Origin of the sequence: Mesorhizobium sp. M7D.F.Ca.US.005.01.1.1 (genome assembly GCF_003952545.1) — a bacterium.
GTDB classification, from domain to species: domain Bacteria; phylum Pseudomonadota; class Alphaproteobacteria; order Rhizobiales; family Rhizobiaceae; genus Mesorhizobium; species Mesorhizobium loti.
The window spans coordinates 3,473,226-3,493,695 of the sequence record NZ_CP034453.1 but is presented as its reverse complement, the minus strand read 5'-3'; the positions used below and the strand labels follow the sequence as shown (position 1 = coordinate 3,493,695).

At 62.2% G+C, this 20,470-nt stretch carries 26 protein-coding genes; 6 read left to right on the top strand and 20 right to left on the bottom strand.

The window, feature by feature from the left end:
- Nucleotides 1-12: 12 nt before the first annotated feature.
- The 3 genes from EJ076_RS16650 to EJ076_RS35240 are packed head-to-tail and all read right to left on the bottom strand — an operon-like array spanning nt 13 to nt 2,014.
- On the bottom strand, nt 13-216 hold the full coding sequence (locus EJ076_RS16650) for a hypothetical protein (RefSeq protein ID WP_109662914.1): 204 nt from the start codon (nt 214-216) through the stop codon (nt 13-15).
- Nucleotides 209-1,135 carry a DMT family transporter gene (locus EJ076_RS16645; RefSeq protein WP_126068619.1) on the bottom strand — a complete coding sequence of 309 codons (927 nt, stop codon included), beginning with the start codon at nt 1,133-1,135 and terminating at the stop codon, nt 209-211. Before EJ076_RS16645 ends, EJ076_RS16650 begins: the two co-directional genes overlap by 8 nt.
- 45 nt (nt 1,136-1,180) lie before the next feature.
- The gene (locus EJ076_RS35240; RefSeq protein ID WP_164548663.1) at nt 1,181-2,014 is read right to left on the bottom strand and encodes a hypothetical protein; all 834 of its coding nucleotides are present in this window, start codon (nt 2,012-2,014) and stop codon (nt 1,181-1,183) included.
- A gap of 110 nt (nt 2,015-2,124) precedes the next feature.
- On the opposite strand from EJ076_RS35240, the gene EJ076_RS16630 reads away from it, so the two are divergent.
- Nucleotides 2,125-3,084: a LysR substrate-binding domain-containing protein gene (locus EJ076_RS16630; protein ID WP_109662910.1), complete on the top strand. Its 960-nt coding sequence runs from the start codon at nt 2,125-2,127 to the stop codon at nt 3,082-3,084.
- A gap of 168 nt (nt 3,085-3,252) precedes the next feature.
- Here the strand turns inward: EJ076_RS16630 and EJ076_RS16625 are convergent, their stop codons facing one another.
- Nucleotides 3,253-3,765, bottom strand: coding sequence for a DinB family protein (locus EJ076_RS16625; RefSeq protein WP_126068618.1), 513 nt, complete (start codon nt 3,763-3,765; stop codon nt 3,253-3,255).
- A gap of 60 nt (nt 3,766-3,825) precedes the next feature.
- On the opposite strand from EJ076_RS16625, the gene EJ076_RS16620 reads away from it, so the two are divergent.
- Nucleotides 3,826-4,518, top strand: coding sequence for a glutathione S-transferase family protein (locus EJ076_RS16620; RefSeq protein ID WP_126068617.1), 693 nt, complete (start codon nt 3,826-3,828; stop codon nt 4,516-4,518).
- A gap of 88 nt (nt 4,519-4,606) precedes the next feature.
- Here EJ076_RS16620 and EJ076_RS16615 read toward each other — a convergent pair whose 3' ends face one another.
- Nucleotides 4,607-4,864: a DUF2934 domain-containing protein gene (locus EJ076_RS16615; protein ID WP_126068616.1), complete on the bottom strand. Its 258-nt coding sequence runs from the start codon at nt 4,862-4,864 to the stop codon at nt 4,607-4,609.
- Between the two features lie 259 nt (nt 4,865-5,123).
- On the opposite strand from EJ076_RS16615, the gene ndk reads away from it, so the two are divergent.
- Both ndk and EJ076_RS16605 read left to right on the top strand, forming a co-directional pair.
- Nucleotides 5,124-5,546, top strand: a complete 423-nt coding sequence (ndk, locus tag EJ076_RS16610; RefSeq protein ID WP_027048827.1) for a nucleoside-diphosphate kinase — start codon at nt 5,124-5,126, stop codon at nt 5,544-5,546.
- A 151-nt stretch (nt 5,547-5,697) separates the two neighbouring features.
- Nucleotides 5,698-6,303 carry a class I SAM-dependent methyltransferase gene (locus tag EJ076_RS16605; RefSeq protein WP_126068615.1) on the top strand — a complete coding sequence of 202 codons (606 nt, stop codon included), beginning with the start codon at nt 5,698-5,700 and terminating at the stop codon, nt 6,301-6,303.
- A 73-nt stretch (nt 6,304-6,376) separates the two neighbouring features.
- Here EJ076_RS16605 and EJ076_RS16600 read toward each other — a convergent pair whose 3' ends face one another.
- The 6 genes from EJ076_RS16600 to EJ076_RS16575 all read right to left on the bottom strand — a co-directional run bounded on the left by EJ076_RS16600 (nt 6,377) and on the right by EJ076_RS16575 (nt 11,555).
- Nucleotides 6,377-7,141, bottom strand: coding sequence for a YbaY family lipoprotein (locus EJ076_RS16600; RefSeq protein ID WP_126068614.1), 765 nt, complete (start codon nt 7,139-7,141; stop codon nt 6,377-6,379).
- A 127-nt stretch (nt 7,142-7,268) separates the two neighbouring features.
- Nucleotides 7,269-7,745 carry a molybdenum cofactor biosynthesis protein MoaE gene (locus EJ076_RS16595; protein WP_126068613.1) on the bottom strand — a complete coding sequence of 159 codons (477 nt, stop codon included), beginning with the start codon at nt 7,743-7,745 and terminating at the stop codon, nt 7,269-7,271.
- 1 nt (nt 7,746) lies between these two features.
- Nucleotides 7,747-8,004 carry a molybdopterin converting factor subunit 1 gene (gene moaD / locus EJ076_RS16590; RefSeq protein WP_109662895.1) on the bottom strand — a complete coding sequence of 86 codons (258 nt, stop codon included), beginning with the start codon at nt 8,002-8,004 and terminating at the stop codon, nt 7,747-7,749.
- 1 nt (nt 8,005) lies between these two features.
- Nucleotides 8,006-8,602, bottom strand: a complete 597-nt coding sequence (gene pgsA / locus EJ076_RS16585; RefSeq protein ID WP_023673449.1) for a CDP-diacylglycerol--glycerol-3-phosphate 3-phosphatidyltransferase — start codon at nt 8,600-8,602, stop codon at nt 8,006-8,008.
- A gap of 98 nt (nt 8,603-8,700) precedes the next feature.
- Nucleotides 8,701-10,800, bottom strand: a complete 2,100-nt coding sequence (gene uvrC, locus EJ076_RS16580; protein WP_126068612.1) for an excinuclease ABC subunit UvrC — start codon at nt 10,798-10,800, stop codon at nt 8,701-8,703.
- Nucleotides 10,797-11,555, bottom strand: a complete 759-nt coding sequence (locus EJ076_RS16575) for an SDR family oxidoreductase (RefSeq protein WP_109662891.1) — start codon at nt 11,553-11,555, stop codon at nt 10,797-10,799. The genes uvrC and EJ076_RS16575 overlap by 4 nt, the downstream gene beginning before the upstream one ends.
- A gap of 413 nt (nt 11,556-11,968) precedes the next feature.
- Here EJ076_RS16575 and EJ076_RS16570 point away from each other — a divergent pair, with 413 nt between their 5' ends.
- Entirely contained in the window at nt 11,969-12,631 is a 663-nt protein-coding gene (locus EJ076_RS16570; protein ID WP_109662889.1) for an outer membrane protein, read from the top strand.
- Between the two features lie 131 nt (nt 12,632-12,762).
- Here EJ076_RS16570 and EJ076_RS16565 read toward each other — a convergent pair whose 3' ends face one another.
- From EJ076_RS16565 to EJ076_RS16555, 3 genes are all read right to left on the bottom strand, one after another.
- On the bottom strand, nt 12,763-13,359 hold the full coding sequence (locus EJ076_RS16565; protein WP_126068611.1) for a glutathione S-transferase family protein: 597 nt from the start codon (nt 13,357-13,359) through the stop codon (nt 12,763-12,765).
- Between the two features lie 122 nt (nt 13,360-13,481).
- Nucleotides 13,482-13,934 (bottom strand): GNAT family N-acetyltransferase, encoded by a 453-nt coding sequence (locus tag EJ076_RS16560; protein WP_245463059.1) that lies wholly within the window; start codon nt 13,932-13,934, stop codon nt 13,482-13,484.
- Nucleotides 13,935-14,225: 291 nt separating this feature from the next.
- Nucleotides 14,226-14,687, bottom strand: coding sequence for a histone (locus tag EJ076_RS16555; RefSeq protein ID WP_126068610.1), 462 nt, complete (start codon nt 14,685-14,687; stop codon nt 14,226-14,228).
- Between the two features lie 548 nt (nt 14,688-15,235).
- On the opposite strand from EJ076_RS16555, the gene EJ076_RS16550 reads away from it, so the two are divergent.
- Nucleotides 15,236-15,547: a transcriptional regulator gene (locus tag EJ076_RS16550; protein ID WP_126068609.1), complete on the top strand. Its 312-nt coding sequence runs from the start codon at nt 15,236-15,238 to the stop codon at nt 15,545-15,547.
- 21 nt (nt 15,548-15,568) lie between these two features.
- On the opposite strand, the gene EJ076_RS16545 is transcribed toward EJ076_RS16550, so the two are convergent.
- The 6 genes from EJ076_RS16545 to EJ076_RS16520 all read right to left on the bottom strand — a co-directional run bounded on the left by EJ076_RS16545 (nt 15,569) and on the right by EJ076_RS16520 (nt 19,961).
- Nucleotides 15,569-16,183, bottom strand: coding sequence for a LysE family translocator (locus tag EJ076_RS16545; RefSeq protein WP_126068608.1), 615 nt, complete (start codon nt 16,181-16,183; stop codon nt 15,569-15,571).
- Nucleotides 16,184-16,286: 103 nt separating this feature from the next.
- Nucleotides 16,287-17,123, bottom strand: a complete 837-nt coding sequence (locus EJ076_RS16540) for a DMT family transporter (RefSeq protein WP_126068607.1) — start codon at nt 17,121-17,123, stop codon at nt 16,287-16,289.
- A complete protein-coding gene (locus EJ076_RS16535; protein ID WP_126068606.1) occupies nt 17,120-17,701 on the bottom strand; it encodes a TetR/AcrR family transcriptional regulator in 582 nt (193 codons plus the stop codon). The genes EJ076_RS16540 and EJ076_RS16535 overlap by 4 nt, the downstream gene beginning before the upstream one ends.
- 135 nt (nt 17,702-17,836) lie before the next feature.
- On the bottom strand, nt 17,837-18,289 hold the full coding sequence (locus EJ076_RS16530) for a hypothetical protein (protein WP_126068605.1): 453 nt from the start codon (nt 18,287-18,289) through the stop codon (nt 17,837-17,839).
- A 209-nt stretch (nt 18,290-18,498) separates the two neighbouring features.
- Nucleotides 18,499-19,353, bottom strand: a complete 855-nt coding sequence (locus EJ076_RS16525) for a 23S rRNA (adenine(2030)-N(6))-methyltransferase RlmJ (RefSeq protein WP_126068604.1) — start codon at nt 19,351-19,353, stop codon at nt 18,499-18,501.
- Complete coding sequence (locus EJ076_RS16520) at nt 19,350-19,961, bottom strand: hypothetical protein (protein ID WP_126068603.1); 612 nt, start codon at nt 19,959-19,961, stop codon at nt 19,350-19,352. Before EJ076_RS16520 ends, EJ076_RS16525 begins: the two co-directional genes overlap by 4 nt.
- Between the last annotated feature and the right edge of the window lie 509 nt (nt 19,962-20,470).

Genomic DNA, 20,470 nt, shown 5'->3' with positions numbered 1-20,470 from the left:
AAATTAGAAAATCTAATACTTGGAACTTGCAGACTTCGCAGCAGGGCTGTCGGCCAATATCTCCAGAATACGCTTCCAGCGGGCGCAACGCCCGAAATCCTTTTGTTCTATCGCCTTTTCGGCCTTCATCGCGGCGTAAAGTGGCGCCTCAGCGCCAAACTCCTTGATCAGCCAATGCGCTTCCTGAATGGCCAGACGTTCATTTTCGTCAAACATGGCTTTCGGCCTCCGAACGTTCCACACCGACCGCGACGCAACTGCCGATGACGAGGACGGCTCCGACAATGGCCGTCATCGTCAGCCGTTCACCGGACAGGGTCAAAAGCAGGGTCGAAGCGATCGGCGTGAGATAGGCGACGACCGCGACCCTGCCACTGCCTTCAAGCTTCAAGGCGCGTGACCAGAAATAGTAGCCCAACCCCATCGGACCGGCGCCCAGATAGAGGCCGAGAGCCAGGTCCGTACCGACGGGCCAGGCGAAGCCGTCGCGAACGCACCACAGAAACGTCAAGGCGACGCCGATCAGCGCCGATGGCAGCAACAGACGATCCGGCGAGGTGGCAATCCGTCCCACCATGATCGAATAGAAGGCCATGCACAGTGCGGATCCGAATGCGGTGAGATAGCCGACGAGATCGCCCTGGAGCCAAGACTGGTTACGCCCTCCCGAAATCACCAGTGCAACGCCAATGAAGCCCACCACCGCGGCAAGGCCCAGCACTGCCGGGCGCCGTGGATTCTCCAAGGCGATGACCGCCGCCGCGACCATCAACGGCCAGGTATAGGCCATCAGATTGGCCTCGATCACCGGCATCGAAGCGAAGGCGATGTATTGCAGCACCATGGTGCCGACCAGACCAATGAAGCCGACCGCGAGAGAGATGAGCGCGGCCCCGGCCGTGACCGGCGCGGCTCTTTCCCGGCTCATCAGCCGGATGGCGGCGAAGACGAGTGCAGCGCCCGCAAATTGCAGGAACTGCACCTGCGACACCGGGTGGCTGGCCAGCAGGGATTTGCCGACCAGCGCATTGGTCGACCACAATGCAACCGCGCCGGCAGCGAAGACCAGCGCGGATATCGAGCCTGATCCATGCCGAAACAACCGGCATGGGACTCTATTTTGCTGTTCGACCATGATCCTGTCCGGAAACCGGTTCCCACTTTTCGGGATCATGGTTCATTACCATGATTCCCTGGCTCCGCCCGGAACCGACGCATCGACGGGGGCGGGTACCGGATGCTCTGCCTCGAACCGGCGATAGGCTGGCAGCTGGTTGGTCCAGACATCTTCGGCCAGCTCGTTGACCCACTCACGGTCGTGGTCGTTGTCGGCGGCGAGATAGAACATTCTATTATCGTCGACATAGGGTTTGGCCACCGAGCGCTGGTTGAGCACCAGTGTGACGCGCTCGCCGAACCGGATCGGGGCGGTGCGATGCAGGACGCCCAGGAACTGCCCGAGCGTCGCGTAGTTCATCTTGTGATCAATGCGCATGACACGGTTGCGCGGGATCTCGCGGCCGGATTCGAGGATGGCGCGGCCGGTTTCCGAGTCATCGCACAAGATTTCGAGGTGGCCGCCGACCAGCGGGTTGCTGATCGACAGCGGAATGAGTTCGGTGACCGGAACGCCATCGCAATGCCATTCGACGGCGCCGTCCTTCGGATTCATGAAGGTGACCGTCGAGCCAACGATCGACAGCGGATAAGGCTCCAGCTTGGTGCCCATCATGTCGGACAGCCGCTCCAGGCGCAGCTTGTCATGCAGCAATTCCTTGATCTCGGGGATGAAACGGTCGGCCCCGGTGATGAAGGTCAGATCGAGGTGCTTGTGCACGGCGTGGCTGGCCTTGAGTTTCAGAGCAGCCTCCTCGATCGCGGCAAGCAGTGCCGGGTCATAGCCGTGCAGATATTGCGCGACGCCGAAACTCGACACTTTCCAGGCTGTCTCATGGCCGATAATGGCTTCACGGCTCATCGCATAGCGCAGTTCGGGGATTGTATGGGCGTTCATTGTACTTCTCCAGGAGGGGGGCAACACTTGGTGAACAGTCGATTAATTCACCCACCCCTGTAAAATTAGGAATGCTGGTGCTAGTGTAAGCCAAGCTTAAGGTCGAAACCGTGCGTCTGCTCAGTCAGGTCAACCTCAATTCGCTTAAAATCGTGGAGAGTGCTGCGAGGCACGGGAATTTCACGCGTGCCGGCGAAGAACAGTTTATCACCGCTTCAGCGGTCAGTCAGCGCGTGAAAAGTCTTGAGGATCAGCTGCGCTTCAAGATCTTCCAGCGTGGCGGCAATGCGGTGTCGCTGACGCCGGAGGGCGAGACCTATGTCTCGCGCGTTCGCGAGGCGCTGGAGCGAATCGTCGCCGCCAGCATGGAAGCGACCGGGCAATCGCAGGAACATGTGTTGAAGATATCGGTGCTGCCGACCTTTGCGGCACGCTGGCTGTTTCCGCGCCTACCGCTGTTCCAGCGGCAATACCCGGACATCGAGATGCGCGTTTCGACCTCCTACGCGACGCATGAGTTCACAACCTCCGAGTTCGATCTTGAAATCCGCTATGGCGACGGTCACTTTAACGGGCTGCAATCCGATCTGCTGTTTCGGGAAGACCTGACGCCGGTGTGTAGCCGTAAGCTGTTCCGTGAGGTTCTCGGCGACACACCGCCGTCGAAGGTGACACCGGACGACCTCAGGCACTTCACGCTGCTGCATTCCGATACCTGCACGCAGAACTGGCAATCCTGGCTTGGTTTCGCCGGCGCCAGCTTCGTGCTCAGCGAGACCAAAAGCATCTATTTCGATTCGTGCATGATGTCCTATGAGGCGGCCAGTGCCGGGTTGGGGTTTGCTGTGGCCAATCGTGCCTATATGGCCAGCGATATCCGCGCAGAAAGGCTGGTAGCTCCCTTCGACGTGCACCACCCGAATACGGCGGGTTGGTATTTTGTCTCTCCCCCAAAGAGCCTTGCCGCTCGCAAGGTCCAGTTGTTCAAGCAGTGGGTGATGGCGGAAGCGGCTCTGACGCAGTGCCAGCTGGACAGCGAAATCAGCGGCGAGGCTTCGACGGCCGCCTGAATCTCGGGCAAGCATTTGGTTGTCTGCCGAGATTAGACCGGCAAGAAGCAAGTTGAGGCCTGCAGATTGGTGGCCTGATGTAGAGACGATGCTGCAGCACAAAATGTAGCGATAGTCCGCGCGGGGCCTTCAAACTTTCGGACTCACAACCGCCGAACGTCGCAGGGATCAGGCGAAAGCCCTGCCCTCTTCGGTGCGCTGGAAGAGCATCAGGTCCAACCCCAGGCTTGGCCGTCCCAGGATGGTCAGAATCGTATGCGCCTGGCCGCGATGGTGGGTCTGGTGGTTGAAGACATGATCCAGCGCCGGCGCCAGCCTTTGCGAGACCGTGCGCATGTCCGAGACGGTCATGTAGGTGAAGCGGCCCGTCAACGACTTCTCGCTGAGGCCGCCGACCCAATCGATGATCCTCCGGTCCTCGGCTTCACGCGCCATCCGCAGACCGGTCAGCCCGCGATGCAGGATAGCGTCCAGCGTCGTCGGCGCGTCGCCCTCGCCGGTGAAGCGCTTCATCCAGATGCGGTCGGCCGTTAGCAGGTGGTTGAGCGTGCCCATCATCGAGCCGAAGAAGGCACCTACATTGCGATTGAATTCCTCGTCGTCGAGCTCGGCGGCCGCATCGTAGATGCGGCCATTGGCCCATTGATTATAGGCCGCAAACATCATGAAATGCTGTCTCATGGCTTCCCCTCGGCTCGCGTCGATGCGGAGCCTACCTAACCCGCAGGAACGCCGCCGCCAATGACCATTCTGCTCTATGACCTCGTCGGACGCGACACCGCACGTCCGTTCAGCCCGCATTGCTGGAAGGTGGCGATGGCGCTTGCCCACAAGGGGCTCGACACATCAACCGCGCCGACGCGCTTTCTTGAGGTGCCCACTGTCGAGGGCGGCGTTTCGAAAACCATTCCGGTGATCCGCGACGGCGAGACGGTCGTCGCGGATTCCTTCGCCATCGCGCTTTATCTCGATGAAGCCTATCCGGATCGGCCGACGCTGTTTGGCGGTGAAGGCGGCAAGGCGATGGCGCGCTTCATCGAACGCTGGTCGCAACTGACCATCCATCCCTATGTGACCACCGCGGCGATCATGGACCTTCATGCCATGCAGGACGCGGAAAACGCCGTCTATTTCCGCCAGAACCGGGAGCAGCGTCTCGGCAAGCGGCTGGAAGACGTGATGGCAGCCCGAGACGCCGGGCTCGGCACTTTCAGGGCCTCGCTGGAACCCTTGCGTTCAATGCTCTTCTATCAGCCATTCATCGGTGGCGGTTCGCCGCTATTTGCCGACTATATCGTCTTCGGCGCGCTGCAATGGGCGCGCATAGCCTCGCCTTACCAACTGCTCGACGACGGCGACGTGGTGGCACAGTGGTTCACCCGCTGCCTCGACCTGCATGGCGGGCTGGGACGAAAGGTGGCCGCAGCGGCGTGACGTCGCAACGCCTGCCCTTGCCGCAAGGCAGCACGAGGGCCGTCAATGTCCTGCGGAAAAGGTCAGCAGCGAGGAGATAGCTGGGGCCTTACTTGGCCGCCGCCTTCTTTGGCTTGCTGGCCTTCGTGGCAGCCTTTGTTTCCTTGGGGGCGGCTTTTGCCTTGCCGGCGCCAGCTGCCTTCTTGGTTGGCTTTTTGGCTGCCTTCCCCGCGGCATCCTCCTGGTCGACATCGGCCGCCGCCTGATGCCAATGGCGCTCATGGTGTCCGGCCGGCTGTCCCTCTTGCAGCCAGATCTGATGCGCGCGGTTGCGAATGCGTTCCTGACGATCGTCTGTCATGGTCATGTTGCTCCATGCGGGCCGACTTCAGCGCGGCGCCGACGCGCGAGTATAGCAAGCAAAGTCTCATATGGCAGCCATCCGATGTCAGCTTCGGAAGCGCAGCGGCCTGCCCTTCGCTATCGCTCCGGGCGTTCGTCGCTCGGAAAGCCAAGCAATTGGCTTTCCGTCCGCTTCGCGGACCGTTCCTCACCCCTTGGCAATGGGCCGGGCGGCTTGTATAGAGCCCGCCACTCTCAATTCCATTCTCAGACAAGGACGACCCATGGCGCTCGAACGCACATTTTCCATGATCAAGCCGGACGCAACCCGGCGCAACCTCACCGGCGCCATTACCAGGATGCTGGAAGAGGCTGGCCTGCGCGTCATCGCCTCGCGCCGGGTCTGGATGAGCCGCCGCGAAGCTGAAGGCTTCTATGCCGTCCACAAGGATCGCCCGTTCTTCGGCGAGCTGGTGGAGTTCATGTCGTCGGCACCGACAATCGTGCAGGTGCTGGAAGGCGAGAATGCCATTGCGCGCAACCGCGAAGTGATGGGCGCCACCAACCCGGCCAACGCCGCCGAAGGCACCATCCGCAAGGTGCATGCGCTGTCGATCGGCGAAAACTCGGTGCACGGCTCCGACGCGCCGGAGACCGCGGCAGAAGAGATCAAGTACTGGTTCTCGGACACCGAGATCGTCGGCTAAGCCGACAGTCCACACCTTGGATCTCGTAAAAAAGGCCGGCGTTTCGCCGGCCTTTTTCATTGACTTGAAACGGATCAGGTCTCGCGCACGAACTGCATGTACCAAGGTAAGACATGGAGCGTATATTGCCGACAATGGAGCGGACCACAGCATGACCAGTGCCATTCCGGGCTTCTTCCAAGGCACAGAGATGCCGAACAGCGGCTGGTGGGAGGCGCTGTGGCCCGACCCCGCCGCCGTGCTTTCGGCAACGGGGATCAAGCCAGGCATGGAGGTGATCGATCTCTGTTGCGGCGACGGCTGGTTCACGCTGCCGATCGCCAGGGTGGTTCGTCATGTCGTGGCCATCGATATCGATGCCGATCTGCTCGAAGCCGCCAGACGCAGGTTGGCCGAAAGCGGCGCGACGAATTGCGACTTTGTCGCGGGAGACGCCTATGAGCTTGCAAGCCTGGTGTCTCGACCCGCCGACTTCATCTTCATGGCCAACGCCTTTCACGGCGTTCCGGACCGGCCGCGTCTGGCGCGCGCGGTGCGGGCGACACTCAGCCCAGGCGGCCGTTTCGCCATCGTCAACTGGCACCAGCGCCCGCGCGAAACAACGATCGTCCAGGGCGAGCCTCGCGGACCTAGGACCGAATTGAGGCTGTCGCCAGAACAGACCATAGCGGCCGCCGAGGCGGGTGGCCTCAAGCTTGCCGACCTGGTCGAGGTGCCGCCCTATCACTACGGCGCCGTGTTCGAACAGGCTGAGTGAGAGCTTCTGTTTCGGTCCGGCACCAGCGTGCTGAAATCCGTGGTCAGGCCATGCGCCCGACCATCAAGATGCCTCAGCTCGCGGCGCTAAGGCGCAGGATTTCGCGGCCATCCTTGTCGGCGATGGTGAGCTTGCCGGCATCGACACTGTATGATGCTGCCTTGGCCAATGCATCGAACAGCGCCTTTTCCTCAGCCATCACCTCTGGCGCGCAGGCCTTGTAGGTAGAGCCGATGTCGCTGATCGCGATCGTTTGGCCATCGACCTTGGCGGTGGCGAAATAGGTGTTGCAGGGGCCGCTGCCGCCTGCCTTGCCGGCCTCGCTGACCCTGAACGTCGCTTTAGGGGCGGTGATGGCACCGATGCCGTCGACATAGTCGACCAGCCAGAGCTGGTCAAAGACGGAAACCGCCGGCTCGGCGCTCGGCGTCACCATCTTCAGCATGATGGTCTGCGGCACGTCGGTCAGCGGATCGACCTGATGGCGCATATCGGAGATGAACAGGAGCTTGTCGTCGACGGTGATGCGGGCTTGCAACGCATAAGTCATCTGCGACCGGATGACGGAAGGGTCGAATTTGATCTCGAAGCTGATCGGCACCTGGCCGGCCGGCTTCACTTTCTGTTCGCCGATAATGGTGGCCGGCGCATCGGCCAGCGACACATCGGCAAGCAGGACAGAGAGCACGGCACTGGGCGGCAAGGCGATGCGCTCGCGATAGATCACCTCGCCTCTCACGGAATTTTCGGCGGCAACAGACAGTTCCGGCACGGCCAATATGCCGACGACCAGAGGCACGAAACCGAAGACGAAGAACTCCGCGATCCTGTCCAGCATGACCATCTCCCTTGCCCCGGGCCGCCAGTGCCCAGGTTGGCCAATGCCCCGGGCTGTCAAGCCCAAGCTGACCAACCGCGCTCAATTGGCCAAAGGATTGCGGTCAATGCATGGCTGCGGCGGTATTTTAGTCCGACGATTTCCAGCGGCCGGCCGCCTCGTCGTCGGCCTCCTTGGCCTCGACCCAACCGCCCTCGGAGCCGTCAGCGCGATGCTCCTTCTTCCAGAAGGGCGCGCGCGATTTCAAATAGTCCATGAGAAAGTTCGCTGCCTCGAACGCCGCCTGGCGATGCGCCGAGGCGGTCACCACCAGCACGATGTTCTCGCCGGGCGCGATCTTGCCATGGCGGTGAATGGCGGTGAGGCCCTGCAGCGGCCAGCGCTCGACCGCCTCGGCAGCGATGCGGGCGATCTCTGCTTCGGCCATGCCGGGATAGTGCTCGAGCTCAAGCGCCGACAAGGTGCCCTGCTCATCCCGGCAAAGGCCGGAGAAAGAAACCACGGCGCCGATATCGGCGCGACCTTGGGTCAGTCTGGCGATCTCGGCGGCGACGTCGAAATCCTGCGCCTGGATGCGCACGACAGGTACGACCGCGCCGGTCATGTCAGCCCCCGGTCATCGGCGGGAACAGCGCAATCTCGCGTGCGCCTGCGATCTTCTCGCCGTGCTCGACATGCTCCTGGTTGATGGCGACGCGGATCACGTCGGGATATTGCAGCGCATGCTCGTATTCCTCGCCGCGCGATTTCAGCCAGCGCAGGAGATCGGCGACCGTCTCGACGCCAGCAGGCAGGTCGACGTCTTCCTCAGGCATGCCGATGCGTTCGCGCACCCAGGCAAAATAGATGAGCCGGGTCGTCATCTCATTCGTCCATGATGTGCTTGAGGCCGGCGCGGAAATAATCGTAGCCGGTGTAGAGCGTGACCAGGGCCGCGATCCACAGCAGCACCAGCCCGGTCTGGGTGGTCAGCGGGAAGATCTTGTCGCCGGCAGGTCCGGCCAGCAGGAAGGCGATGGCGACCATCTGGATCGCTGTCTTCCATTTTGCCAGTTGCGTCACCGGCACCGAGACCTTGAGCGCCGCCAGATATTCACGCAGGCCCGAGACGAGGATTTCGCGGCACAGGATGATGATCGCCGCCCACAGCGACCAGCCGGCGATGCCGGCATGACGGTCGGTGTCTGCGGCCAGCAGCAGCAGGCAGGTGGCGACCAGCAGCTTGTCGGCGATCGGGTCAAGCATCTTGCCGATGTTGGAGGTCTGCTGCCAGGCGCGCGCGAGGTAGCCATCCAGATAATCGGTGATCGAGGCGAGCAGGAAGATGATCAGCGCCGACCAGCGAGCGAAGTCGCTCGACTTGAGATGTCCTTCGAGAAAAAAGCACAGCACGACCAGCGGCACCGCGACGATGCGAGCGTAGGTGAGCATATTGGGCAGGTTGAACGCGCGCTTGGCCATATCTAGGGAACTCTTTCTGCCTGCCTACTCAAATCAGAAGCGAATGTGGGGGGTCAACAGGCTAGAATCGATTGGCCAGCCGAAAATACCCGAATCCGTCAGCTCTCATGAAAATGATTGTAGACCAGTTTGGCGACCTGTTCGGAAATGCCGTCGACCTTCCTCAGATCCTCGATGGCCGCGCGGCTGACCGCCTTGGCGGTTCCGAATGCAAGCAGCAGTGCGCGCTTGCGGCCGGGACCGATACCGCTGATCTCGTCGAGCGGGCTCTTGACCATCTCCTTCTTGCGCCGCGCACGGTGCGAGCCAATGGCGAAACGGTGGACCTCGTCGCGCAGACGCTGGACGAAATAGAGCACGGGATCGCGGACCGGCAGAGAAAATGAGTCCCTGCCCCTAACGAAGAAGCGCTCGCGGCCGGCATCGCGGTCCTGGCCCTTGGCGATGCCGATCGCCACCACCCGGTCCTCGATACCGAGATCCGAGAGGATCTTGCGCACCGCCGTCATCTGACCCTGGCCACCGTCGATCAGGATGACGTCGGGCCAGGCCGGGAAGCTGCCGGAGATATCGTCTTCGATATCATCGCCCGCTTCGGCTGCCATCGCTTCGGCTGCCATCGCCTCGCCTGCCGCCGCATCGCCGGCAACGGCAACATCGCCATGCTCCTTGAGCAGCCGCGAAAACCGCCGCTCCATCACCTCGCGCATCATGCCGAAATCGTCGCCAGGCGTGATCTCGGTCGAGCGGATGTTGAATTTTCTGTACTGGTTTTTGACAAAGCCTTCCGGCCCGGCGACGACCATCGCGCCGACCGCATTGGTGCCCATGATGTGCGAGTTATCATAGACCTCTATGCGCACCGGCGGCTTCGCCAGGCCGAAGGTCTCGGCAAAGCCGGCAAGCAGGCGTCCTTGGGTGGAGGTCTCGGCCAACCGGCGTCCGAGCGCCTCGCGGGCATTCTGCAGGGCGTTGTCGGTCAGGTCCTTCTTCTCGCCACGCTGCGGCACAGAGATCGCGACCTTGCGGCCGGCGCGGGTGGAGAGCGCCTCGGCCAGCAGTTCCTGATCCTCGACGCCATGCGACAGAAGAACGGTCCGCGGCGTCGGCTTGTCGTCATAGAACTGCGCCAGGAACGAACCCAACACCTCGGCTGCTTCCAACGCCGGATCGGCCTTGGGGAAATACGCGCGGTTGCCCCAGTTCTGGCCGGTGCGGAAGAAGAACACCTGGATACAGACCTGGCCGCCTTCCTGATGGATGGCAAAAACATCGGCCTCGTCGACGGTCGCCGGATTGATGCCCTGGTGGCTCTGCACATGCGACAGGGCCGCAAGTCGATCGCGATAGATCGCGGCGCGCTCGAAATCGAGCGCTTCCGACGCCTGCTGCATGGCGGCCGAGATTTCCGTCTTCACCTTCTGGCTGCGACCGGACAAAAAGTCCTTCGCCTCGCCGACCAGCTCGGCATAGTCCTGGTGCGAGACCTCGCCTGTACAAGGGCCGGCGCAGCGCTTGATCTGATAAAGCAGGCACGGCCGCGTGCGGTTCTCGTAGAAAGAGTTGGTGCAGCTGCGCAGCAGGAAGGCGCGCTGCAGCGAATTGATGGTGCGGCCGACAGCGCCGGCCGAAGCGAAGGGGCCGAAATAGTCGCCTTTGCGCGAGCGTGCGCCGCGATGCTTGTAGATGCCGGGCGAGACATGGTCGCCGGTCAAAAGAATATAGGGAAACGACTTGTCGTCGCGCATCAGCACATTGAATCGCGGCCGCAAGCGCTTGATAAGATTGGCTTCGAGCAGCAGCGCTTCGATCTCGGTGCGGGTGACGACGAACTCCATCGTCGACGTCTCGCGCACCATGCGGCCGATGCGGGTGGTGTGGAAGCGGCCTTGCGCATAGTTGGTGACGCGCTTCTTCAGGCTGCGCGCCTTGCCGACATAGAGCACATCGCCGGCGGCGTTCATCATGCGGTAGACGCCGGGCGCGTTGGGCAGCCGCTTGACCAGCGTCTGGATCACCTCGGCGCCGACCATCCCTTCGGCATCGCCCGCATGCGGCGTCCAGTCGATAGCGGTGAAGGCGACATCGGGACCGGCTGGTTCGACGATCTCCTCGACCGCCTCGTCCTCGAGGTCGATATCGGGGGGCAGATCGTCGGCGCCGCCGCGCGGCTTGTTTTTGTGGTCTACAGGACTCATTCCGTCATGCCTGTCACATCGGGCGTCTGCCACGCAAGATGCTGGCCACCATCAAGCGCAATCATCTGGCCGGTGACCGAGCGTGCTTCCCAGAGATAGCGGATCGTGGCGCCGAATTCCGACAATTCCGGGCCACGCTTGAGGATCAAGCCATCAACCTGCGCGGCAAAATCGCTGTCGTCCTGGCGCGCGTTCTTCAGGGTAGGTCCCGGGCCGATGGCATTGACGCGTATGCGGGGGCCGAGCGATTGCGCCATCATCTGGGTGGCCGTCCACAAAGTCGACTTGGACAGCGCGTAGGAGAAGTAGCGCGGCGTCGGCCGCCAGACGCGCTGATCGATCATATTGACGATCAGGCCCACCTGCCCTTCCGGCAACGCGCGGGCGAAATTCTGCGCCAGCAGCGCCGGCGCCTTCACATGAACGGCAAAGTGCCGATCCCAGGCCCGCCAGTCGAAATCCAGAACCGAATCGTCCTCGAACAGCGACGCATTGTTGACCAGCAGCGAGAGCGGTCCGAGCGCTGCTTGCGCCTGGCCGACGAGGTCGCCGACGGCATCCATATCGGTCAGGTCGGCGGCGATCACGGCGGCGCGGCCGCCGCCGGCGTTGATTGCGGCAGCCAACGCGTCGGCCTCCACACGCGAGCGGTTGCAATGGATGGCGACGGCAAAACCGTGAGCGGCGAGATCGTCAACGATTGCCCGACCGATCCGTTTGGCCCCGCCCGTCACCAGCGCCGTGGCTATGCTCATATGGTGTCAATCCTCGATTTCAGCCCGAAAACACGATGCCGGCGAAATATGGCCGGGCAGGCGTTAAATGGCGTTCGCACCTTGGGCAGCATTGTGGCGAAACAGCCTTTTCGGCGTCCCGACTCGCCTTTGACTCCAAACCGTCCGAGCGGAATATAGGACGCTGGACTCCTTGCACCAAGCGGTGTGCAGTGCAGCATGGAACGGCTCCTGCCATTTCGCTGTTGCGAAGATGCAACGTCAAGGTTCCGCCTCATTCGCGCCGGGGAATGACCCAAGTTCAGGTTCGCTTCAGCCGCATTTTGACACGACATTTGGAACCGACGAACGCCAGATCCGTTTCACCCCCCGGACGGGTAGATGGCGATCGTGAGAAACAAGCCTGTGTCCTGTGGCTTAAGGAGTAAAGAACAATGCAAGCCAATCTCAAATTCGCACGGCCGCTGGCCGTGGCGCTCGGGCTCTTCGCCCTCAGCGGAACTGCCTATGCCGCAGACGTCGTCCAGGAAGAGCCGCCGGCACCCGCGCCGATCGCTGAACTTCCGGTCGCTTCGTGGGCCGGCCCCTATGCCGGTCTCAACGTCGGCTATGGCTTCAGCGGCCATACCAAGGAAAAGGATCTGGGTGTTGACAATGTTGATGTCGGCACGAAGGGTTTCGTCGGCAGCGTCTTCGGCGGCTATCAGTGGCAGCAGGAGAACTTCGTCTACGGCGCTGAAGCCGAACTCGGCTACAATGGCGTCAAGGGCGACGATTCTGGCGTCAATTCCAAGGCAGGGTTCGAAGGTTCGCTGCGTGCCCGTCTTGGTTACGCCGTGACCCCGGAAATCCTGCTCTATGGCACCGGCGGTCTCGCCGGCAGGAGCCTGAAGGTGGAAGATCCGGCATTCGGTACGGACCGCGCAACGATGCTCGGCTGGACCGCTGGTCTCGGCACCGACATCAAGCTGACCGACAATGTGTTCGGCCGTGTCGAGTACCGCTACACCGACTTCGGCAGCAAGAGCTTCGATGGTATCGGCAAGGTCAAGGCCACCGACAACCGCGTCACCTTCGGCGTTGGTATGAAGTTCTAAGTCGTTCAAGCCACGACACGAAAAAGCCGGGCCTCGCGCCCGGCTTTTTTTTGAGCCTGAGTGGCCGCACAGGAGATCGAAGCGATCACCCTGGGCTAATCAAGTCGATCAACCGGGTTGGATCGGGCCGATCAACCGGGGATGCACGGCCTCAACTCTGGAAACTTCTCGGCGAAGCGCGCTGCCCATCGTGTCAGCCGGGCGCGACCCTTCTCCCATTTTCCGGCAAAGCGCAGCGAGAGATAGCCGAGGCAGGCGCGCAGCGCCATTTGGCCGGCGGTGATCTTCTTCGGCAGCTTCGGCGGGTTGGCGTTGAGCAGATCGAGTGCCGCCGTGATCTTTGCCCATTGGCGATCGAGCCAGGGCTGGTAGACCATCTCCTCAGGCCGTGCGCGCCGCTCATAGACCATCGACAGCGCACAATCACAAATGCCGTCCGCCAACGCCTCCAGCACTTCCGCCCCGAGCCGCTTGTCGGGATTGCGCGGGAAAAGCGCGCTCTTCGAAACGCGGTTGAGGTGCTGGGTGATGGCGCGGCTGTCATGGATCGAGCGGCCGTCGTCGAGCACCAGAACCGGGATCTTGCCGAGCGGGTTGGCGATCATCAAGTCGGCCGGCTTCTCCTCGGTCTTGATCGGCACCAGATCGACGGCGACGCCGGCATAGGTTGCTGCCATTCGTACCTTGGAACTGTAGGGAGAAGACGACGCATAGAGCAGCCTGAGCATGATAGGGTTCCTGTTTTGCAGACGGGCAGTGTTGACCGATCAGGCGCGCTCGAGCAATGGCCACAAGCGGAAAACCCAGCCGCCAGCGAGCGACATGCATCAGCGTCGTTGACCGACGCCGTTTAGCGAACGCTCCATGATGATGGTGCGTTCATCACCGTAGTAACTGTCTCGAACTGCCTCGAACCCAAGCCCGGCGTAAAAGGCTCTGCCGTAACCGAGGACGGCACGGTCAGCACGGCGACACCGCCCGCGTGCGCCGCTTCCTCGACCTCCGCCATAAGTCGTTTGCCGATACCACGGCCTTGCAGTTCAGGATCCACAAAGACGGATCGGACAATGCTTCCATCGAGGCTGGCTGTTCCAACGATCCTGCCACGCACAACTGCGACAGAAACCCTCCGCTTCCTGAAAAGCGTCAAGACAGCGGATGGGCTGAAGCTCTGCTCCACACGAGCGATGATGTCTTGCGAATAGTCTTTCGCATTGGTCTGTCGCAGAGCTGCCAGGATCACGCGGCGCACGGCTTCCGCATCGCCCTCGTTTGCCCTGCGAATCGTGAGTTCCGAAGTCACTTCACCACCAGGCAGCCGACCCGGATTCTCTATGGCGCAGACATTGGCGGCATGCGGATCAGCCGGTCGACAACAAGGCTGAAAAAGTTTCGCGCCGAGATTTGATCCGCCATCGTTGACGCGGACAAAGCCCCACCGGACTTCGCCCTATGGCGAAGTCCTGGGAGCTGCGAAAAGATATCCTCCGTCCGCCTCTGTTCTCGCCTTCCGAGTGACCAAGCAGCGAGCGGGGCGCCTGTCAGGCACCCGCCCCTTGTGTCTCGGCACCGCCCCCAGCGAGGGAAGACGCGATTACTTCTTGCCGGCTTTCGCGGGTGCTGCCTTCTTGGCCGCAGGCGCCGCTTTCTTCACCGGTGCCGAAGACTTCGCTGCCGCCGCCTTCTTTGCCGGTGCAGCCTTCGCTGCCGGCTTCTTGGCAGGCGCAGCTTTCGCAGCCGGCTTCTTGGCAGGTGCCGCCTTCTTCACCGCGGGTTTTGCCGCAGCCTTTGCAGCCGGTTTCTTGGCAGGTGCCGCCTTCGCAGCCGGCTTTGCCGCTGCCTTGGCAGGTGCCGCCTTCTTCACTGCAGGTTTTGCAGCGGCCTTTGCTGCCGGCTTCTTGGCCGGTGCTGCTTTTGCCTTGGGCGCGGCCGCCTTCGGCTTGGCAGCAGGTGCTGCTTTCTTCACTGCAGCTGCGACCTTCGCCGTCGCTGCCTTTACGGGTGCTTTCTTTGCCGGTGCCTTGGACGCCGGCGCTTTGGATGACTGCTTAGCCATGCGATGCCCCTTCCGTTGTGCCGATGGCCGTAATGACCCGGCGCGCTCATGCATATCTGACTCGCGGCTTGCTAGCCAGCGAAGCAACAGACTGATTTCTGCAGCTTAAATTTTGGTTACGGATCGCACGTGATCGTGCTGATCCTCGCAAAAATCCGCTGCTGATCTTCGACCATTGCCTAGAGTGTGCCACAGACATTCTCTAGACGCTGCGGGACCGTTCCTCTCGTAAAGCTCTGAAGATGAGTCAGCAGATTGCGCATCGATCTTCGGTCGCTGACATCATGACCCGCTGCCTCATCGGTGCGATCATCTCGTGCAAGCAGACGATCTATACTGCAAGCTGATGGCCGATCGCTGTATCACCTTGTCAAGCACGATCGCACCACCCGCTTGCGCGCGAATTGACAGACAACTCTACATCGCAGAGTATTCTGCGTAGGATATTGGAGTGCTTCAATGTCGATCGCAAAGGATCAAGCGGCGCTGTCGCCGTTCGGGATTGCAGAGCCCCACGGCAGCGACCTCGGCCGTATCGGAGCTGACCGATGAGCGCCGACGAAATCATCCACCAGAGCACGCGGCTCAGGATCATGGCCGCCCTGAACATGCTGGAAAGGCGGCAAACGCTGGACTTCAGCCAGTTGAAGGCCATCATGGATGTCACCGACGGCAATCTCGGCGCGCATCTCGATACGCTGGCCAGGGCCGGCTATGTCGATATCGAAAAGCTGTTCGTCGGACGGCGGCCGCTGACGCGCGTCAGGGCGACGACGAGCGGACGGCGCGCGTTCCGCGGCCACGCCGCGTTCCTGCGCAAAATCCTCGATCAGGCCGAGGCGACGCCGCGCAGAAAATAGCGCGGCGACCGGGCAATCTTCTCAGCGCGTGGCGACCACGGCGACACCAGCGCCGATCATCACACTGCCCGCCGCGCGGTTCACGCGACGCACGATCTTCGGCGTGCGCAACAGACTGCGGGCGCGACCAGCAAGGATGACATGGCCGCCGATCACCACGACCTCGACGGCCAGGATCACAATCATCAGCACACCGAGATGACCAGCGTTGAGTGATGCGCCGACGACGTTCGGCAGCAGCGCAACGTAGAACAACGGCATTTTCGGATTGCCGAGATTGAGCGCGATGCCGGTGGCAAAAATCGTCAGCAGCCCGTGCCGTCCGGAGACGGGTTGCAGTTCCGGCACGACGGGCATGGCGGTCCACAGCCTGATGCCCATCCAGATCAGATAGGCCGCTCCGCCATAACGAAGCACCGTCATGACGAGCGTCATCTTGGCGGCGATGATCGACAGGCCGAAGGCGGCGAGGATCAGGAAGATGAGAATACCAACCACCGTGCCTGCGCCATAGGCGATACCCGAGGCGGCACCGCTGGAGATAGTGCGCGCTACGATCGTCATGTTGTCCGGTCCGGGGCTGGCAGCGAATACGAAGAAGGCAGCCGCGAAGGCAAGGATGGTGGCAAGGTCCATGAAGACTCCCGAAAGTGATCTGTTGCTCTCGGGCGTTCAGATTAGCCAGTTTGCCTGTCGGCGCCATCACGAAAATTCAGGATCTTCGGGATGCGCATTTTCGTCACGTCTGATAGCCGAGGCAGATGGCGCCGAGCGCGACGATGGCGCAGGCGCCGATCCGCCGCGGCGTCAGCATCTCGCCCAGGAACAGGCGCCCGATGAAGGCCGCGAAGACGACGCTGGTTTCGCGGATCGCGGTGATCGGGCCGGCCGGTCCAAGCGCGAAGGCCGCGATCACGACGCCGTAGGCCAGAAGTGCGAACAGGCCGCCGCCCAGCGCCTTCCAGGTTTCCGGCACCCGCAGGTCGACGATGAGCCGGCCACGGCAGGCGACGAAGGTCGCTGGCAGCAAGGCGCCGTAGATCAGCAGGACCCAGGCGGTGTAGGCGCCGGCATTGCCCGCCGCGCCAACACCGATCGCATCGACGGTCGCATAGGCGGCGATGATCGCTCCCGTTGCCAGCGCATAGAGTATCGATGTCGTGGCAGCCCTGTCTCTTCCGAGCGAGAGACCCATGATGCCGCAGGCGACCAGCGCGACGCCGACGGTCTGCGGCAGGGTGAGCTGCTGGTTGGCGAGGAAAAATCCACCGAGCGCGACAAGCAGCGGCACGCTGCCGCGAACGATCGGATAGACCTGTCCCAGTTCGCCATATCTGTAGGCGGCCACCAGAAACACGCTGTAGCCGACCTGCAGGCAGGCCGAGAGAACGATATAGAACCAGGCCGGTGCGGCCGGAAGGGTGTGGAAGACGGCGAAGGGAATTGCGAGCGCCGTGCTGGAAAAGCTCATGACGGTGACGGTCCACAACCTGTCGGCCCCGGTCCGCAGGAAGGCGTTCCAGGTTGCGTGCAGGACCGCCGCAAACAGCGCCAGCCCGATGACCAACGGGCTCATTGCGGCCTGCGCGAAGCAGCGATGATGCTAAGGGCCGCCTTGCGGGCGTCGCGAATAGCGGTGTCAGCCTGCCCCATCTGCGCAACCAGGGTCGCGCCTTCGATCAGCATCAGCAGCACCGCCGCCACACTCTCGGCGCGGCCACGCGGCATCACCTCTTCGAGGATCGACTGCATGCGCCGCTTGAGGCCGTTCTTCTGCCTGGCGGCTGCCTTGAATGCCGGATGCCGGGGATCACCGAACTCGGCCAGCGCATGCGCGAACAGGCAGCCATGGAAATCCGGGCTGCGGAACCAACGTTCATGCCAGTCGAGGATTTTTCCGATTTTTTGCTCTGGCGTGATGCCCTCCTGCGCGAGGCGGTCGAGCTGGCTCTCAAAACGCCTGGCACGATAGTCGAGCACCTCGACGATCAGCTCGTCTTTGCTGGGGAAGTGGCGATACATCGTCATCTTGGCCACCTCGGCCTCGGCGATGATCCGGTCGATTCCAGTGGCATGGAAGCCTGCGCGCTTGAACAGCGCGTAGGCCGTTTCGACGACGTGCTGACGCTTGTCGGAACCAGGCGATGATGTCATGGCGCTTACCAAGTAGTGAGACAGGTCTGTCTCAGAGCTATGCGGCAGATCGAGCCTTCTGTCAACGCGGTACAGAAAAGCGCCCGCAGCCGACCAAGCCGCGGGCGCGAAAAGAGATAGGAACGGAAAGCCGGGTTAGCGCAGGACGCGGCAGCGGCCGTTGTACACCATCCAGCGGTCGAAGCCCGAGACGCAGAATTCGACATTGTCGCCGATCGAGGCGAAACCCTGGCCTTCCTCGATCAGGTACCAGATGGTGCGATCGCGGCCGTCGGAGAGACTGACGGTGGCGCCGCAGTAGCGGCGGCCGATCGGCCAGCTGTCGTTGGCCGGCAGGTAGCGGTGCTGGTGGATGCGCTGGAAATCGGTGATCTGCACGTCCGGCAGATGCGGCACGTGATGCACCTGGTAGGAGAAGCGGCTGGTGATCTTGTTCAGCACCCAGGCCTCGCCACAGACACCGCTGTCCTCATCGGAATAGACTGTAAGATCGGCCGCCTGCACTGCCTGGGTGACGCCGAGAGGCGCGGCAAGCGGAGTGCAGAGCGAAATCAGGGCGGCAAGTGCGGATTTGGCAAAGCGAGTCATGGCAGCCTCTCAAGGTCGATTGCGCGCACTGTGCGGATTCGCTTGGCGGCGGTCAAGCGGTTGCGGAAACAATGGTTTCCCAGTTGGGAACTGCGTTGGCCAAAGCCGGTCTTGCGCGAGCCCGGGTCGTTGAAGAGCACGCCTTCCTCACCCTTCCGGAACGCGGGCCTTTTCGCGCCTGGCGTCGCGAGATCCGAAGCCCTCCCCCGTCAAGCCTGCTCGCCTGCCAGCCATTCCAACGACCAGTGCGCCGGCCTCCCCACCGCAAGCAGTCTGTGCAAAGCCGGCAGCAATGCACGCAGCTCGCCCTCCAGCGTGAATGGCGGGTTGACCACCAGCAGGCCGCTGCCGTCGAGGCTGGGTTCCGAAGAGGCCGGCCTGATCTCGAATTCTATGTCGAGCAGCTTCGGGATGCCGGATTGCTTCAGCGCCTTGCGGAAGGCGATGATCGCCTTGCGGTCCTTGATCGGATACCACAGCGCATAGATGCCGCCAGGCCACCGCTTGTGCGCCCTCATGAGCCCGTCGACGAGGCGCTCGAACTCACCCGCCTCTTCGAATGGCGGATCGATGAGAACCAGGCCGCGCTTTTCCTTCGGCGGCAGATGCGCGCCGAGCGCCAGCCAGCCATCGAGGTCGATGATCCGGGCCTGGAAATCACCGGCAAAGAGCGTCCTCAGCTTCGCGACATCCTTGGGGTGCAGCTCGATTGCCGTCAGCCGGTCCTGCTTGCGCATGAGGTGACGCGCGATCAGTGGCGATCCCGGATATTTCTGGATGCCACCCTCGGGGTTGAGCGACCGCACCGTCTCCAGATAAGGCGCAAGCAGTGCCGCCACCGGTGCGGCAAACGGGGCATCGATCAGCCTGCCGATGCCGCCTTGCCACTCACCGGTCTTCTGCGCTTCGACCGACGACAGATCGTAGCGGCCAACGCCGGCATGGGTGTCGATGACGCGAAACGCCTTGTCCTTCTGCTTCAGATACTCGAGCAAGCGCGTCAGCACGACGTGCTTGACGACGTCGGCGAAATTCCCGGCATGATAGGCGTGGCGGTAGTTCACGTGGCGCCCCTGCCCCAGCGCGGCGGCGGTGGCTGCGCGTTCGGATTTTCCGGCCGGCCGCCGCCGGAGCGCAGGCTCAGCAAAAACCCGACCAAGCCGATCGCCACCAGCGAGAAGCCGACCGGCCGTGCACGACTGTCGATCTCGCCGACACCGGAGCGCAAGATGAGATCGACAGCTCGCATCGGGATATCGTCGGCATCGCCCGGTCCGACGGTGAAGATATAGGGGCCCGGGCTGACGGTCGCGATCACGCCGGCGTCGTCGCGAAAGATCTTGTCGGGCAGCTGCGGGCTGGCCTGGCGCGGGTTGTCGGAATGGTTGAATTGCAGCGTCGAGGCGAGCACCGTGCGGCCATTGCTGGCGGCGGTCAGCGTCAGCACGGTGCGTTGCTGCGAAACGATGCGCTCGGCTCTTGCGGTCAGGTCGACCAGCACCCGCACCGGTGCGTCGCGGGCGGCGAGCGGCACTGTCAGCGGCTTGAAGCGGCCCTGCTCATAGACCCGCCAGGTGCCGATCCCATGGCCCGAGAAATTGCTCATCGCCCAGGGATAGATGACACCGATGCCGGTGCCGGCAAGCAGGATCAGGACAAACAGAAAGCGCATTCACATCACCACAGGATATCGTGACCTTGCCAATAGCGCCCCGACGGTCAAAAGGCGATGGCCAGTGGTGCAGCCATTCAGGAGGTGGATCAGGGTACGGGAGCCAGCCGATTGGCAGCGTGGCTGTGCAAAGATGCAGACAAGGTTCCACCTATGCGCTCAAAAGCCGTTGCTAAAATGACCGGTATTCCACTGTGAAATGAACGCGCGCCCCTGAATTGCGCCACGCGGCTCATTCTTGGCGCTCCTCGCTGCCAAGCTTTGATTCTGCCTTGCAACAGCTTGCTGCGTCCGATTGCATATTTTTCAGCGGCCGCCTCAATACACTGATCCACAATGATGATCTGCCCTTGGACGCCCGTGGTTCAGCCTCGTGGGCCTCGGCCGGCCTCATGATTAACCATTCGCAAACAGATATGATTAAGGAATTGCTAATTTAGTTGACTGTGATTTCCACAGGTATATTTTCGATGCGTTGGGATGTGCAATTTGGGCGAGCAATCGACGAT

Excerpts from the sequence above, each read along its gene's own strand:
- EJ076_RS16650 (WP_109662914.1), bottom strand. The coding sequence starts at position 216 with ATGTTTGACGAAAATGAACGTCTGGCCATTCAGGAAGCGCATTGGCTG.
- EJ076_RS16645 (WP_126068619.1), bottom strand. The coding sequence starts at position 1,135 with ATGGTCGAACAGCAAAATAGAGTCCCATGCCGGTTGTTTCGGCATGGA.
- EJ076_RS35240 (WP_164548663.1), bottom strand. The coding sequence starts at position 2,014 with ATGAACGCCCATACAATCCCCGAACTGCGCTATGCGATGAGCCGTGAA.
- EJ076_RS16625 (WP_126068618.1), bottom strand. The coding sequence starts at position 3,765 with ATGAGACAGCATTTCATGATGTTTGCGGCCTATAATCAATGGGCCAAT.
- EJ076_RS16620 (WP_126068617.1), top strand. The coding sequence starts at position 3,826 with ATGACCATTCTGCTCTATGACCTCGTCGGACGCGACACCGCACGTCCG.
- EJ076_RS16615 (WP_126068616.1), bottom strand. The coding sequence starts at position 4,864 with ATGACCATGACAGACGATCGTCAGGAACGCATTCGCAACCGCGCGCAT.
- ndk (WP_027048827.1), top strand. The coding sequence starts at position 5,124 with ATGGCGCTCGAACGCACATTTTCCATGATCAAGCCGGACGCAACCCGG.
- EJ076_RS16605 (WP_126068615.1), top strand. The coding sequence starts at position 5,698 with ATGACCAGTGCCATTCCGGGCTTCTTCCAAGGCACAGAGATGCCGAAC.
- EJ076_RS16600 (WP_126068614.1), bottom strand. The coding sequence starts at position 7,141 with ATGCTGGACAGGATCGCGGAGTTCTTCGTCTTCGGTTTCGTGCCTCTG.
- EJ076_RS16595 (WP_126068613.1), bottom strand. The coding sequence starts at position 7,745 with ATGACCGGCGCGGTCGTACCTGTCGTGCGCATCCAGGCGCAGGATTTC.
- moaD (WP_109662895.1), bottom strand. The coding sequence starts at position 8,004 with ATGACGACCCGGCTCATCTATTTTGCCTGGGTGCGCGAACGCATCGGC.
- pgsA (WP_023673449.1), bottom strand. The coding sequence starts at position 8,602 with ATGGCCAAGCGCGCGTTCAACCTGCCCAATATGCTCACCTACGCTCGC.
- uvrC (WP_126068612.1), bottom strand. The coding sequence starts at position 10,800 with ATGAGTCCTGTAGACCACAAAAACAAGCCGCGCGGCGGCGCCGACGAT.
- EJ076_RS16575 (WP_109662891.1), bottom strand. The coding sequence starts at position 11,555 with ATGAGCATAGCCACGGCGCTGGTGACGGGCGGGGCCAAACGGATCGGT.
- EJ076_RS16570 (WP_109662889.1), top strand. The coding sequence starts at position 11,969 with ATGCAAGCCAATCTCAAATTCGCACGGCCGCTGGCCGTGGCGCTCGGG.
- EJ076_RS16565 (WP_126068611.1), bottom strand. The coding sequence starts at position 13,359 with ATGCTCAGGCTGCTCTATGCGTCGTCTTCTCCCTACAGTTCCAAGGTA.
- EJ076_RS16555 (WP_126068610.1), bottom strand. The coding sequence starts at position 14,687 with ATGGCTAAGCAGTCATCCAAAGCGCCGGCGTCCAAGGCACCGGCAAAG.
- EJ076_RS16550 (WP_126068609.1), top strand. The coding sequence starts at position 15,236 with ATGAGCGCCGACGAAATCATCCACCAGAGCACGCGGCTCAGGATCATG.
- EJ076_RS16545 (WP_126068608.1), bottom strand. The coding sequence starts at position 16,183 with ATGGACCTTGCCACCATCCTTGCCTTCGCGGCTGCCTTCTTCGTATTC.
- EJ076_RS16540 (WP_126068607.1), bottom strand. The coding sequence starts at position 17,123 with ATGAGCCCGTTGGTCATCGGGCTGGCGCTGTTTGCGGCGGTCCTGCAC.
- EJ076_RS16535 (WP_126068606.1), bottom strand. The coding sequence starts at position 17,701 with ATGACATCATCGCCTGGTTCCGACAAGCGTCAGCACGTCGTCGAAACG.
- EJ076_RS16530 (WP_126068605.1), bottom strand. The coding sequence starts at position 18,289 with ATGACTCGCTTTGCCAAATCCGCACTTGCCGCCCTGATTTCGCTCTGC.
- EJ076_RS16520 (WP_126068603.1), bottom strand. The coding sequence starts at position 19,961 with ATGCGCTTTCTGTTTGTCCTGATCCTGCTTGCCGGCACCGGCATCGGT.